General features: G+C 68.5%; 10 protein-coding genes. 5 read left to right on the top strand and 5 right to left on the bottom strand.

Annotated features, from left to right (window positions below):
* From V5F26_RS03980 to V5F26_RS03970, 3 genes are read left to right on the top strand one after another with little or no spacing between them, the layout of a single operon-like run.
* Entirely contained in the window at positions 1-741 is a 741-nt protein-coding gene (locus V5F26_RS03980) for a F0F1 ATP synthase subunit B (protein WP_394947863.1), read from the top strand.
* A complete protein-coding gene (locus tag V5F26_RS03975) occupies positions 731-2,272 on the top strand; it encodes a F0F1 ATP synthase subunit alpha (RefSeq protein ID WP_394947864.1) in 1,542 nt (513 codons plus the stop codon). The genes V5F26_RS03980 and V5F26_RS03975 overlap by 11 nt, the downstream gene beginning before the upstream one ends.
* A complete protein-coding gene (locus tag V5F26_RS03970; protein WP_394947865.1) occupies positions 2,269-3,135 on the top strand; it encodes a F0F1 ATP synthase subunit gamma in 867 nt (288 codons plus the stop codon). Before V5F26_RS03975 ends, V5F26_RS03970 begins: the two co-directional genes overlap by 4 nt.
* A gap of 112 nt (positions 3,136-3,247) precedes the next feature.
* Here V5F26_RS03970 and V5F26_RS03965 read toward each other — a convergent pair whose 3' ends face one another.
* Positions 3,248-4,483, bottom strand: coding sequence for an MFS transporter (locus V5F26_RS03965; protein ID WP_394947866.1), 1,236 nt, complete (start codon positions 4,481-4,483; stop codon positions 3,248-3,250).
* Positions 4,484-4,802: 319 nt separating this feature from the next.
* Here V5F26_RS03965 and lptM point away from each other — a divergent pair, with 319 nt between their 5' ends.
* Positions 4,803-5,135 (top strand): LPS translocon maturation chaperone LptM, encoded by a 333-nt coding sequence (gene lptM / locus V5F26_RS03960; RefSeq protein WP_394058380.1) that lies wholly within the window; start codon positions 4,803-4,805, stop codon positions 5,133-5,135.
* 51 nt (positions 5,136-5,186) lie between these two features.
* Complete coding sequence (gene lysA / locus V5F26_RS03955; RefSeq protein ID WP_394058382.1) at positions 5,187-6,455, top strand: diaminopimelate decarboxylase; 1,269 nt, start codon at positions 5,187-5,189, stop codon at positions 6,453-6,455.
* A 36-nt stretch (positions 6,456-6,491) separates the two neighbouring features.
* Here lysA and V5F26_RS03950 read toward each other — a convergent pair whose 3' ends face one another.
* The 4 genes from V5F26_RS03950 to V5F26_RS03935 all read right to left on the bottom strand — a co-directional run bounded on the left by V5F26_RS03950 (position 6,492) and on the right by V5F26_RS03935 (position 13,784).
* Positions 6,492-7,829: a putative bifunctional diguanylate cyclase/phosphodiesterase gene (locus V5F26_RS03950; protein WP_394058384.1), complete on the bottom strand. Its 1,338-nt coding sequence runs from the start codon at positions 7,827-7,829 to the stop codon at positions 6,492-6,494.
* Between the two features lie 209 nt (positions 7,830-8,038).
* Positions 8,039-10,705: a bifunctional acetate--CoA ligase family protein/GNAT family N-acetyltransferase gene (locus V5F26_RS03945; protein ID WP_394058386.1), complete on the bottom strand. Its 2,667-nt coding sequence runs from the start codon at positions 10,703-10,705 to the stop codon at positions 8,039-8,041.
* Positions 10,706-10,946: 241 nt separating this feature from the next.
* Positions 10,947-13,037, bottom strand: coding sequence for a methyl-accepting chemotaxis protein (locus V5F26_RS03940; RefSeq protein ID WP_394947867.1), 2,091 nt, complete (start codon positions 13,035-13,037; stop codon positions 10,947-10,949).
* Between the two features lie 204 nt (positions 13,038-13,241).
* Positions 13,242-13,784, bottom strand: coding sequence for a response regulator (locus V5F26_RS03935; protein ID WP_234052852.1), 543 nt, complete (start codon positions 13,782-13,784; stop codon positions 13,242-13,244).
* Positions 13,785-13,909: the final 125 nt, after the last annotated feature.

The raw sequence follows: 13,909 nt of genomic DNA, 5'->3' as shown, positions 1-13,909 counted from the left end.
ATGACCATCGACTGGTGGACGCTCGCGCTGCAGGCGATCAACGTCCTGGTCCTGCTGTTCATTCTCTCGCGCTTCCTGTTTCGCCCCGTTGTGGCCATGATGGCGGAGCGGCAGGCGGCGGCCACCCGCGACCTCGACGCCGCCCGCGCCGCCCGCACCGCCGCCGAGGCCGAACAGGCCAAGGCCAAGGCGGCGGCCGCCGCCATCGCCGCCGCGCGCAAGGACAAGCTGGACGCCGCCGCCACCGATGCGGAAGCGCAGAAAAAGGCCCTGCTCGCTGCCGCCCGGGCGGAGGTTGAGGCGCTGCGCAAGGGCGCGGAAGCCGAGATTTCCGCCGCCCGCGCCACCGCCGAGCGGGAGGATGCGGACCGCGCCAGCCATCTGGCGGTGGACATCGCCGCCCGCCTGCTCACCCGCGTGCCGGCGGAGGCGCAGGTTTCCCCCTTCATCGGCGATCTGGCGGACGGCGTGGCGGCGCTGCCCGAGGCCTCGCGCACCACCCTCGCAGCGGCGGAAGGCCCGCTCGCCCTCAAGGCCCCCCGCGCCCTCACCGAGGCGGAGGCGGACGCCTGCCGCACGAAGCTCACTGCCGTGCTCGGCCGGCCGGTGACGCTGGCGGTGGAGGTGGTGCCGGAGCTGATCGCGGGCCTGGAACTGGATGCGCCCCATGCGGTGGTGCGCAACACCTTCCGCGCCGATCTCGATCGCATCCTGAAGGAGCTCACGCGCCATGGAGCATGATGCGCCCACTTCGGACGCGGCCCCCGCCGACTGGCTCGCCCGGGGCCGCCAAGCCGTCGCCCGCGCCGACCTTTCCGTGGAAGCCGAGGCCATCGGGCGGGTGGAGGAGGTGGCGGACGGCATTGCCCGCGTCTCCGGTTTGCCCGACGTGCGGCTCGATGAGATCCTGAAATTCGAGGGCGGCCGCCTGGGCTACGCCTTGACCCTGGACGCCGACGCCATCGGCGCCGTGCTGCTGGACGATGCGGCCGCCATCGCCGCCGGCTCCAAGGTCACGGGTTCCGGCGAGGTCGTGCGGGTGCCGGTGGGCGAGGGGCTGCTCGGCCGCGTGGTGGACCCGCTGGGGCGTCCGCTGGACGGCGGCCCGCCCATTGCCGCGCAGGCGCTCCACCCCATCGAACGGCCCGCGCCCGCCATCATCGAGCGCGACCTCGTGAGCGCGCCGGTGGAAACGGGCGTTCTGGTGGTGGATTCCCTGTTCGCGTTGGGGCGCGGCCAGCGCGAGCTGATCATCGGCGATCGCGCCACCGGCAAGACGGCGGTGGCGGTGGATGCCATCATCAACCAGAAGAGTTCGGACATCATCAGCGTCTACGTGGCGGTGGGCCAGCGCGCCAGCGCCGTGGAGCGGGTGATCGAGGCCATCAAGGCCCATGGCGCGCCCGAGCGCTGCATCTTCGTGGTGGCGGAAGCCTCGGCCGCACCGGGGCTGCAATGGATCGCGCCCTTCGCCGGCTTCACCATGGCCGAATATTTCCGCGACAAAGGCGGCCATGCGCTGATCGTGGTGGACGATCTCACCCGTCACGCCGCCACCCATCGCGAGCTTGCCCTCCTCACCCGCGAGCCGCCGGGGCGCGAGGCCTATCCCGGCGACATCTTCTATGTGCATGCCCGCATGCTGGAGCGGGCGGCCAAGCTTTCGCCTGAGCTGGGCGGCGGCTCGCTCACCGCGCTGCCGGTGGCCGAGACGGATGCGGGCAATCTCTCCGCTTATATTCCCACCAATCTCATCTCCATCACCGATGGCCAGATCGTGCTCGATTCGCGCCTGTTCGCGGCCAATCAGCGCCCGGCGGTGGATGTGGGCCTCTCGGTCTCCCGCGTGGGCGGCAAGGCGCAGAAACGGGCGCTGCGCGATGTTTCGGGGCGGCTGCGGCTCGATTATTCCCAGTTCCTGGAGCTGGAGATGTTCACCCGTTTCGGTGGCATCTCCGACACGCGGGTGAAGGCGCAAATCACCCGTGGCGAGCGCATCCGCGCTCTGCTCACCCAGCCGCGCTTCGCCAATCTGCGGCTGGTGGATCAGGTGGCCTTGCTGGCGGCGCTGGCCGATGGCGTGTTCGACGCGCACCCGCCGGAGCTCATCCCCCTGCTGCGCGCGCGCCTGCCGGTCCATCTCGACCAGAATGGCGGGCCTGAGGTGGCGGAGCTCGCGCAGACGGGCCAGCTCAAGGACGAGACGCGGAAGAAGCTGACCGATTTGGTGCGGGGTCTGGCGGAGGATCTGGCCGGGGGGCTGCCGTCGTGACAGAGCGGCTGATCGATGTCACCCAGCGCATCCGCACGGTGCATCAATTGTCCGCCGTCATCAGCGCCATGCGCGGCATCGCCGCCGCCCGCGCGCGGGAGGCACGGGCCCAGCTCGACGGCATCCGCGCCTATGCGCGCACCATCGGCGAGGGCATCGGCCACGCTCTGGCTTTTCTGCCACCGGGGCAGGGGGCGCCGGCGCATCCGGAAGGCGGGCACCACGGGCGGCTCGTCATCGCCTTGTGCGCGGAACAGGGGTTCGCGGGGGCCTTCAGCGCCCATGTGCTGGATGCGGCCGAACGGGTGCGTGCGCGGGCGGCGGACCGGCCCTTCACCCTCTTCATCGTGGGCGATCGGGGCCTGTTGGTGGCGGAGGAGAAGGGCCTTTCCTACGACTGGTCCGCGCCCATGATCGCCCATCCCGACCAGGCGCCCGCTTTGGCCAGCCGCGTGGTGGACGCGCTCTATGCCCGGCTGGAGGGTGGGCCGGAAGTGAGCCTGCTGCACGCATTGCCCGGGGACGGCGCCGCCCAGGTGGCGGAAAAGCGCTTGGTGCCGTTCGATTTCGCGCGCTTCCCTTTGGCCCGGCACGCGGTGCCGCCGCTGACCAACCTGCCGCCGGACCTGCTGCTGGCGCGCCTTGTGGAAGAATATGTGTTCACCGAGGTGGCGGAGGCGGTCATGCTCTCCTTCGCCGCGGAGAACGAGGCGCGCATGCGGGCCATGATCGCGGCCCGCGCCAATGTGGACAAGACGTTGGAAACTCTTGTCGCCCGCTCCCGCCAGTTGCGGCAGGAGGAGATCACCAACGAGATCGTGGAGCTAGCCGGCGGCGCGGCCGCGAGCGCCAGCCGCCAGTGAGGGCAGGGGCTCCGGCGGATGGCAAAAAGGCCCCTGAGCTTTCGGCAGGGGCCTTTGGCCAAACCGTGCGGCGTTGGAGCGAACACGCCCGGTCCGATAGCGGCCGATGGGGTCAGATCGCCGGCGTAAGGGGCCCGGAATCCTGCTCCACCGCCGCCTCGGCCGGCTGCTCCAGCCGGTGGGAGATGATGGCGAGCAGCATGGCGATGGCCGCAAGGGTCGCCCCCATCCAGGGCAGCTCCATATAGCCGAGGCCGATGGAGAGCCCGAAGCCGCCCAGGCCGGCGCCGATGGCATTGCCCAGGTTGAACGCCCCCTGATTGATGGTGGAGGCCAGGTTGGGCGCGCCTGCCGCTTCCTTCACCACCTGCATCTGCAGCGGCGCCACCAGCGCGAATGCGAGCGCGCCCCACACGAACAAGGTGATGGCCGCCGGCAGCGGATGGGCGCTGGTGAGCGGAAACAGGGCCAGCAGCACCACTTCCACCGCCGTCACGCCAATGACAGTCGGCATCAGGCTGCGATCGGCCAGCCAGCCCCCGCCGAAATTACCCGCCGTGAGGCCGACGCCGAACACCAGCAGCATCAGCGTGACCCCATGGGCGGAGACGCCGGTATGCCCGGTGAGGATGGGCGCGATGTAGGTGAACACGCTGAACAGGCTGGACGAGGCCACGATGGAAATGAGCATGGCCAGCATTACCTGGACGCTGCCGATGGCCTTCGCCTCGCGCTTCAGCTCCAGGCGCGGCGCCGGCAGCTCGCGCGGCAGCCAGACGGCGAGGGCGATCGCCGCCAGGACGCCGATGCCGACCACCGCCAGGAAGGTGTCGCGCCAGGAGAAGACCTCGCCCATGGCGGTGCCGAGCGGCACGCCCAGCACATTGGCGATGGTGAGGCCGGCGAACATCATGGCGATGGCCTGCGCCTTGCGGCTCGGCGGCGAAAGCTCGGCCGCCACCACCGCGCCCAGCCCGAAGAAGGCGCCATGGCACAAAGCGGTGACGATGCGCGCGCCCATCAGCAGCCAGAAATCAGGGGCCAGGGCGCACAGCAGGTTGCCGGCGATGAACACCCCCATCAGCAGCATCAGCGCATGGCGCCGGTTCATCCGCGCGGTGGCGATGGCGAGGAAGGGCGAGCCGAAGGTCACGCTCAGCGCATAGCCCGTCACCAGTAAGCCGGCTTGCGGGATGCTTACCGAAAGGTCGGTGGCAACATTCGGCAGCAGGCCGACAATGACATATTCGGTCGTGCCGATGCCGAAAGAGGCGAGCGCAAGCGCCAGCAGCGCGAGACGCACGGCCCTTGGCCCGGCGCCAGCGGCGGGGGAGGACGAGACATCCATGGAATGACACCGGAATTCGGGGCAGGCGCCTGTGGTTCTCGCGGCCGCCGGATGCCCGGCGCGCCGCCGCCAACTCAGGACGCGGGCGAACCTTATGCCGTGCCGCAAAGTTACGACAATGAATTCTCCGACTACATTCAAGGCGCGGCGAGAATGCTGGCGGCACCGTGGATGGGCGGTGGCAAAACCAAGGCGGGCGGGGCGTGGTCCGTGTCCTGCGCGCCACGCCGTCCGGTGTGTGAGGCCGGCCACGCGCACAGGCATTGGAAGGGGCTCGCCTTTGGCGCGGCTCAGGCTATATTGGCCGCGAATAGACCGGATGGCTCAGAGCTTCATGTTTCGCCTCACCTTGCCCCTGGCGCTCGTCGCCGCCTTCGCCCTGGCGGCGTGTGGCGTGAAGGGTCCGTTGGAGCCGCCGCCCGGCGCCCCGCAGCCTCACGTCCAGGCCCAGACGCCGGCGGTGGTTGTGCCGCCGCCCTCCTCTTCGGTCGCGGGTTTCCACTCCGCGCTGTCGGCCTCCGATATGGCCAATACGGCCACGCCCCATGCGGCCTGGGAAAAGAGCCAGCAGAACAACGCAGGCGCAAAGCCCGACAGCCTTCAAGGCGTCGTGCGGCCCGACCGCCCCTTCATTCTCGACGGCCTTCTGTGAGCCGCCGGCGGCGCCGTCTTGATCGGCGCCGCGCAATCCGAAGACAGTTCCATGCGCCATTTCGACTACCGCAACGGGCGACTCCACGCTGAGGGCGTGGACCTCGTGACGCTCGCGTCCGAGGTTCGCACCCCGTTTTACTGCTATTCCACCGCCACGCTGGAGCGGCACTACAAGGTGTTCATGGACGCCTTCGCCGACCGCGAGGCGCTCTTGTGCTACGCGCTCAAGGCCAATTCCAACCAGTCGGTGATCTCCACCCTGGCCCGGCTCGGCGCCGGCGCGGATATCGTCTCCGTGGGCGAACTCCGGCGGGCGCTGGCGGCCGGGGTGCCCGGCGAGCGCATCGTCTTTTCCGGCGTCGGCAAGACCCGCGAGGAAATGGCGGAGGCCATCGCCGCCGGCATCCTCTGCTTCAATGTGGAGAGCGAACCCGAGCTGCATGTGCTCTCGGAGGTCGCGACCGCGCTCGGGCGCACGGCACCGGTGTCCATCCGCGTCAATCCGGACGTGGACGCCAAGACCCATAAGAAGATCTCCACCGGTCGCTCGGCCACCAAGTTCGGTATCCCGATCTCGCGGGCGCGGGAGGTCTATGATCTGGTGGCGCGCCTGCCGGGTCTGGCCGTCACCGGCGTCGACATGCATATCGGCAGCCAGATCACGGACATGGGGCCGGTGGAAAACGCCGTGGCCCTGCTGGCCGATCTCGCCCGCGACCTGATCGCCGCCGGCCACCGGCTGCATCATCTCGATCTCGGCGGCGGTCTCGGCGTACCCTATGCGGCCAGTGACCCGGTGCCGCCCCCGCCGACGGAATATGCCGCGGTGGTGCGCCGCGCCTTGGGCGGGCTCAATCTGCCGCTGGTGTTCGAGATGGGCCGCATGGTGGTGGCCAATGCGGGCATCCTCGTCACCCGCGTGATTTATGTGAAGCACGGCGAAGGCAAGACCTTCGTCATCGTGGATGCGGCCATGAATGACCTCATCCGCCCCACGCTCTACGAGGCCCACCACGACATCCTGCCGGTGGCCGAGCCCGCCGCCGATACGCCCCTGATCGTGGCGGACGTGGTCGGCCCGGTGTGCGAAACCGGTGATTTCCTGGCCCTCGACCGGGAGATGCCCGATGTGAAGGCCGGTGATCTGCTGGCGGTGATGACGGCGGGCGCCTATGGCGCCGTGCAGGCTTCCACATACAACACCCGCGCGCTGGTGCCCGAAGTGCTGGTGAAGGGTGACGACGCCGCGGTGGTGCGACCGCGGGTGGATGCCGATGCCCTCATCGGGCTGGACCGCATGGCGCCCTGGCTCGGCTGAGCCGGGGGCGTCTCCTTTACGGACAGTGAGGCGCCCTCAGGCGTTGGCGCGGCCATGGTGGGCGACGAAAGCCACCAGCGCCTCTTCGGTCATGGGGCGGCCGAGATAATAGCCCTGCACCTCGTCGCAGCGGTCCGCCTTCAGGCAGGCGAGCTGGCTTTCGGTCTCCACCCCTTCCGCCACCACCTGCATGCCCAGCGCCCGGCCGAGGCCGAGAATGGCCTGCACGATGGCGAGCGCGCCCTTGCTCTGGTCCAGGTCGCCGACGAAGCTGCGGTCGATCTTCAGCGCATCGAAGGGGAAGCTGCGCAGATAGCCCAGCGACGAATAGCCGGTGCCGAAATCGTCCATGGACAGGCGCACGCCCAGTTCCTTGAGCTGCACCAGCATTTCAAGGGCCTTGTCCGTGTTCTCGATGAGTACGCTCTCGGTGATCTCGAGCTCCAGCCGGTGTGGCGGCAGGTCGGTGGCCTTGAGGATGGAGTCCACCGTCCCCACCAGCTCCCCGCCCCGGAACTGCACCACGGAGACGTTGACCGAGATGTTGAGCCCCGGCAGCCGCGCGATGGTGTCGCACGCCTTGCGCAGCACCCATTCGCCCATGGGCACGACGAGCCCGCTCTTTTCGGCCAGCGGCACGAAATCGTCCGGCACCAGGCGGCCGAGCTGGGGATGGTCCCAGCGGATCAGCGCCTCGACGCCGATGATGCGCAGGGTGTCCGCGCTCCAGCGGGGCTGGAACAGCAGCACGAACTGGTCGGAGACGATGGCCCGCCGCAGATCGCCTTCCAGCGAGCGCTGGACGCTCGCGTCGTCATTCATCTCGGCGGTGAAGAAATAGAACACGCCCGGCCCGATGGCCTTGGCCCGCTCCAAGGCAAGCCCGGCGCGATGCACCAGCGCGTCCGCCTCGTCGCCGTCGGCCGGTGCCAGCGCGATGCCCAGCGTGGCCTGGGGGTAGATCGTGTTTTTCTCCACGGTCACCGGAGCTGAAAGGGCGTTCTGCAGGCGGCCGCACATGCGCTCGGCGGTCTTGGCATCGCTGAGGCCGGTGGCGACCAGCACGAATTCGTCGGCCCCGACCCGCGCGACCAGATCGTGGTCTCGCACGCAGCGGCGAAGGCGCTGGGACATCTCGACAAGGACCTTGTCGCCGGTGCCCCGCCCGAAGCTGTCATTGATCTGGCGGAAATTGTCGATGTCGAGCGTGATCACCGCGACCATGCGCGATTCGTCCTGGGCCGCGCCGAGGGCGCCGGTCAGGAATTCGAGCATCAGCAGGCGGTTCGGAAGCGCGGTGAGCGGATCGTGCAGGGCCAGATATTCCGACCGCCACGGGCCACTCGCCGCCTCGTCTAAGATCTCAGTCGCCATCTCGCGAACGCCGGTGATTGGGTCGCCGAGCTCCCAGATTTCTCAAGAAACAGCGGCAGACACGTTTCAGGAATAGTCGCTTCCGCCCAGGCGCGCACGGCGCGGCGCCACCCGTTGAAGCACATGGTGTGTCGCGCCCATTCCCTATGCAAGCCCGAATAATGGGCCCCACCCGCGGTGGCGTCAAGCTTGTGCAGGTATCGGCGTCATCACAGGGTGATCACCACCCGCATCACGGAGGGGTCCTCGCTGCTGGGGGCGACCTTGAAGCCGAGATCCTCCGCCATGTGGAGCATCGGTCCGTTCTCGCGCATCACGTCTCCGAACACGCGCTTCAGGCCGCGGCTGCGGGCGTGCTCCAGGATTTCGGTCATGAGCCGATAGCCAAGGCCTTTGCCCTTCATGTCCGAGCGCACCATGATGGCGTATTCGGCCTCGTCATTGTCCGGATCGGCGATGATGCGCACCACGCCGCAGATGTCGCCGCCGTCCTCCACCGCCACGAAGGCCATCTCGCGGTCATAGTCGATCTGCGACAGGCGGGCGGCCATGAGGTGAGGGAAGTCCTTCACCGAGCCCAGGAAGCGCATGCGCACGTCCTGCGGATCGGACCGGCGCACCACGTCCACCAGCCCCGGCTCATCCTCGGGGCGGATGGGGCGCAGGATCACGAAGTGCCCGTCGGTGAGCGGGATCTGCTTCACATGCTCGGGCGGATAGGGGCGGATGGCGAAGCGCTTGGTGCCGTCCTGGGTCGCCTCGCTCACCACGATGCGGGCGTCGAGGGCGATCACCCCGTTTTCGTCCGCCAGCAGCGGGTTGATGTCGAGCTCCGCGATCTGCGGCAGGTCCGCCAGCAGCTCGCCGATCTTGATGAGGGTGGAGGCGATGGCGTCCATGTCCGCCGGGGGGTGGTCGCGATAGCCGGCCAGCAGCTTGGCGACGCGGGTGCGCGAGATCATCTCGCGCGCCAGCACGCCGTTGAGCGGCGGCAGCGCCACCGCCCAGTCGCCGATCACCTCCACCGCCGTGCCGCCCTGGCCGAACAGGACGACGGGACCGAAGGTGGGATCATTGGCGATGCCGGCAATGAGCTCCTGGGCGTGGGGCCGATGCACCATCTGCTGCACGGTGAAGCCGTCCACCTTGGCGGTCGGCAGCTTCTCCGCCACCGAGGCGATGATCTCGCGGCAGGCATTCTCCACCGCCGTGGCGTTGTGCAGGTCGAGTCTCACGCCGCCCACGTCGGACTTGTGGGTGATGTCGTGGGAGAACACCTTCACCACCACGGGCAGGCCCATCTCCGCGGCAATGCGGCCGGCCTCTTCCGGCGTGGCCGCGATGCGGGTTTCCACCACCGGAATGTCATAGGCGGCGAGCACGGCCTTCGCCTCGAACTCGCCCAGCGCCTTGCGTCCGGCGGCCAGGGCCGCTTCCACGATGCGCTGGGCCTCGGCGCGGTCGGGTTCCTCGAAGGTGCGGGCCGGCGGGGTTTCCATCAAGAGGGTCTGGTTGCGCTGGTAGGCCACCAGATGGCCGAAGGCGCGCACCGCCTCGTCGGGCGTCTCATAGGTGGGAATGCGGCGGGCGGCGAATTTGCGCCGCACCTCGCCGGCCGCGCTCTCGCCCAGCCAGCAGGTGAGCACCGGCGCCCGCGGGCGGGTTTCCAGAACCTCCATCACCGCGTCGGCGGAGCCCTTGGCGTCGGCCACGGCGGTGGGGCAGTTCAGAACCAGAACGCCGTCCGAGCCCTTGTCCGAGAGCAGCGCCTTGAGGGTTTCGGCGTAACGCTTGGGCGGCGCATTGGCCAGGATGTTGACCGGGTTTGCCGGCGCGCAGCCGGAGGGCAGCATCGGCGCCAGCTTGGCGTGGGTTTCCACATCGAGGGCCGCGAGCTCGCCGCCCGTGTCCTCCAGCGCGTCCACCGCCAGCACGCCAGCCCCGCCGCCATTGGTGAGGATGGCGATGCGGTCGCCATGAAGGCGGATGCCGGACGACAGGGTGGTGATGGCTTCGAACACCTCGCGCAGTTCCGGCACGCGCAGCATACCGGCGCGGCGGAAGGCGGCGTCGTAGACGAGGTCCGCGCCCGCCAGCGAACCGGTGTGCGACAGGGCAGCCTTCGCGCCCGCCGCGCTGCGGCCCGCCTTGATGACCACCACCGGCTTGGCACGCGCCGCGATACGCCCGGCGGACATGAACTTGCGCGCATCCGTGATGTTTTCGACATAGAGCAGGATGGCGCGGGTGGTGTTGTCCAAGGCGAGATAGTCGAGCAGATCGCCGAAATCGATGTCGCCCTTGTCGCCCAGCGAGATCACATGGGAAAAGCCGATGCCCCGCGCGCTGGCCCAGTCGAGCACCGCATTGGCCATGGTGCGCGACTGGGTGACGAAGGCCACGTCGCCCTTCGCCGGCATCAGGTGGGCGACGCTGGCGTTGATGCGCGCGCCGGTGGAAATGAAGCCGATGCAGTTGGGGCCGAGAATGCGCAGCAGATGCGGCTTCGCCGCGTCCAGCATGCGCTGGAGCACCTCCGTGCCCTCGAGCTTGGCGCCCTCACCGAAGGCGGAAGCCGTCACCACCGCCGCCCGGCAGCCCTTGGCACCCAGGTCGGCGATGATCTGCGGCACCTGATCCGGCTCTGCCGTGACAACGGCGAGATCGACCGGAATGGGCAGGTCGCCCACATGGGCATAGTTGAGCGAGGAGCGCAGCACGCGCTCCTTGGAGTTGACCGTCAGGATGGGGCCGGGAAAGCCCGCCTCGAACAGATTCTGGGCAATCACGGCGCCGATGGTGCCGGGCTTGTTGCTGGCGCCCACCAGGGCGATGGCGGCGGGATGGAACAGGGCGTCGAGATTGCGGGTGGTCATGTTTGGCCTTCCGGTTTCCGCGACGCGCGGAGGTGGTCCGGCGTCCATGGTGACACGCGATCAAACCCGGCACGCACGCCTTGTCGAGTCCTCGGGTGGGAAAGGCAGCCGAACTGGATCCATTTCCCGGAGGCAGACTGGCGCAGGCACAACCTGGAGCATGTGCCCCAGGTTGTGAAAACTCAGGTTTCCAGGCCGACGGCGGTTTTGCCCGTCGCGCGGCATCGGGTGACGTGGCGCGTCACACCCGCACCGTTTTCAGGAACCGCTGCATTTCCGTTTCAAGGCGGTTTGCCTGGTCGGAGAGCTCTGCGGCGGCGGTGAGAACGAGGCCGGCCGATTCGCCGGTTTCGTCGGCGGTCTGCGCCACCTTGGTGATATGTTCGCTCACCGAATTGGTGCCGGCGGCCGCCTGTTCCACGTTGCGCGCGATCTCGCGGGTCGCCACGTCCTGCTGCTCCACGGCGGCGGAGATGCTGGCGGCGGTGTCGCTCATCTTCCTGATCTGGACGCCGACGCTTTCGATGACCTGCACCGCATGCTTGGTGCTGGTCTGGATGGAGCTGATCTGGCTCTCGATTTCCTCCGTCGCCTTCGCCGTCTGGGTGGCCAGATCCTTGACTTCCGAGGCGACCACGGCGAACCCCTTGCCGGCGTCACCGGCGCGGGCCGCCTCGATGGTGGCATTGAGCGCGAGCAGGTTGGTTTGCGCGGCAATGCTGGAAATGAGACTTACCACGTCGCCGATGCGGGTGGCCGCCTGTGCCAGCTCCTGGATCACCCGGCCGGTCTTCTCCGCCTCGTCGACAGCCGCCTGGGACATCAGGGCGGATTGCTGGACCTGGCGGGCGATTTCATCCACGGACGCGCCCAGTTCCTCGGTGGACGAGGCCACCATCACCACATTGGACGAGGCCTCCTCGGAGGCGGCGGCCACAGCGGCGGACTGCTCCGACGTGCGCCGCGCCACTTCCTCCATGGCGTGGGCCGTGGTGTGAAGCTGCGCGGAGGAGGACACCACGCCGCCGATAATGGCCCCCACGGCACCCTCGAACTCGCCGGCAAGCTTCAGCACCGCCTCATGATGCGCGACCTCGGCCTGTTGGTGAGCCGCGCGGGCCTCGGCCTCCAGCGTGGTGTTGCGGGCCATCTGCTCCTTGAAGACGTGGAGCGCCTTCGCCATGCCGCCGATCTCGTCATGACGGCGCGTATTGGGGACATGGGCGGAAAGATCGCCGGAAGCCAGCTGCGTCATGGCGGTGGTGAGCCGGTCGATGGGCTGAGCCACCCTGCGTACCACCACGGCGAGCCCGATCGCGCTGACCGCCAGCGCCACCACCAGCAGGCCGGCATAGAGCAGCAGCTGATACCAGGCGGATGACGCGGCGCGGCTGGCGGTCGCGGCCAGGTTCTCGATGGCGGATTGCCCCACTCCGGTCAGGGTTTCCAAGGCGGGAATGGACTTGGACCGCCAGCTTTCCGTTTCGAAATCCGGCGTGACGCCCGACGACAGCTCCGTGACGAGGCGTTGCCGCAAAGTGCTGACCTCACCGGAGAAAAACACGTCCGATGCCTTGGCCACCGCCGCCTGCAGCTCGGCCGGCATGTCGGCGGCTCCGGCCATGAAGGTCACGTCATCCCAGGCAATCTGAACCTGCCCCTCCAGCTGGGCCACCTTGAGGCTGTTGGCGGGGGTGAAGGCCTTCTTGGCGCGCAGGCTGCCACTGACGATCAGCGAGGCCTCACCGGCCGCGGCGCGCAGGACGCCCGCTCCACGACGGACCACGATGAAGCGCAGCAGGGTTGGAGCAAGGGTGCTGATCTCGCGCTCCACCGTGCCTGTGATCTGGTCGAGATCCTGCAGGATGGCGTTCGATTCCTGGACCACCCGGCCGCTGAGCCCGGCGTCGCGGGATTCGACGGGAAGCTGGAGCGCGGTGTCGATGGCGGTGCGCTGCCGAGCGATGGCGCCGAGGGCCGAGCGCAGGCGCGCGGCGACCGTGATCGCGGCGGGTTCGCCAAGCGCGTCAAGACGGGCGAGGGCATCGCTCGTCGCCTGGTCGACGCGCGCGCGGCGCTCGTTCATCTTGGCGATGAATGGGGGCGCGCGGTCGGCGGCCAGGGGCAGCACGGTGGTGGCTTCCGCCCGTTCGAGGCGATAAGCAGCCGAAGCCGTGAACAGTCCCTGATCCGCCTGGACATAGGCCACGGCTTTGTCGGCGCTTCGGTTGGTGCGATAGGCTGTGATGAGGGAGGCAAGGCTAAGTACGGCGAGAATGGCCCCGACAAGCGAAAAAAGGACGACCAACGTCGTCTTGATTGAAAAATTCACGCCCCCACTCCTCTACACAACGCAGCCGTGGGTCCTGTTCCAAGCTGCCTCAAGTCTACGCGCGCGGAAAACCTTCGCGCGGATGCGACATTTGTGCTCTCCAGCGGCCCAGGTCAGGGGTCTGTCGCTCCGGCGGGCGACTGCCACGCCATGCCGGCTGAGGGCATGAGCCGGCGCCGGTGCATCGGGCGGTTCCGCCTGCGATCAGCAGGGCAAAGCGCGCACGAAGCTGTCGCGCACCGCTTCGCTGAGCTGGTTGCCCAGCAGCGGCTTCTCGATGATGGCGACGCCCTGCGCGTCCGCCCGCTGGCGGACATTGGGGCTGGGATTGCTGGTGATGAGGAAGGACGGGAGATGGACATTGCGCCGGTCCAGCTCGCGCAGCAGCTCGAGACCGTTGATCTCTGGAAGGTTGTAGTCGACGATCATGCAACCGTGGCGCGGGAGGTCCGCCGCCATCAGCTCCTGGAAGCCGGCATAGGTACGCACGTCGAAGCCGTCGAGCTCGAAGGTGAACTTCAGGGAGCCGCACACGGCCGCGTCGTCATCCACGATATGGACCACCCAGGGCGCGCTCGTCACACGGGTGGCGTCGGAGGCGGGTTCGGGCACCGTCACGGCGAAGGGCTGTACGGCACGGCTCGCCGCGGCAGGCTGCGGGAGCCTGGCGGCGCTCATCATGCGCGACAGCGGCAGGGCGGCCGCCAGCGGACCCTCGGCACGAATCTGAGCCTCGCGTTCCGACACGGACCTCACCTTGCATCCTGGATTCATTGTCGGCCTCCCACGACCCGGTCGTGGGTCCACGTGGTCGGTGTGCGACAAAAGTAGCCGAACCGCGCCCCGTGCAGCCTTGAGTTAGATCAAGCCCG

Source organism: Xanthobacter variabilis (assembly GCF_043831965.2).
Lineage (GTDB): Bacteria > Pseudomonadota > Alphaproteobacteria > Rhizobiales > Xanthobacteraceae > Xanthobacter.
Note: the sequence above shows the minus strand (reverse complement) of the source record. Positions and strands in the feature narration are given on the sequence as shown.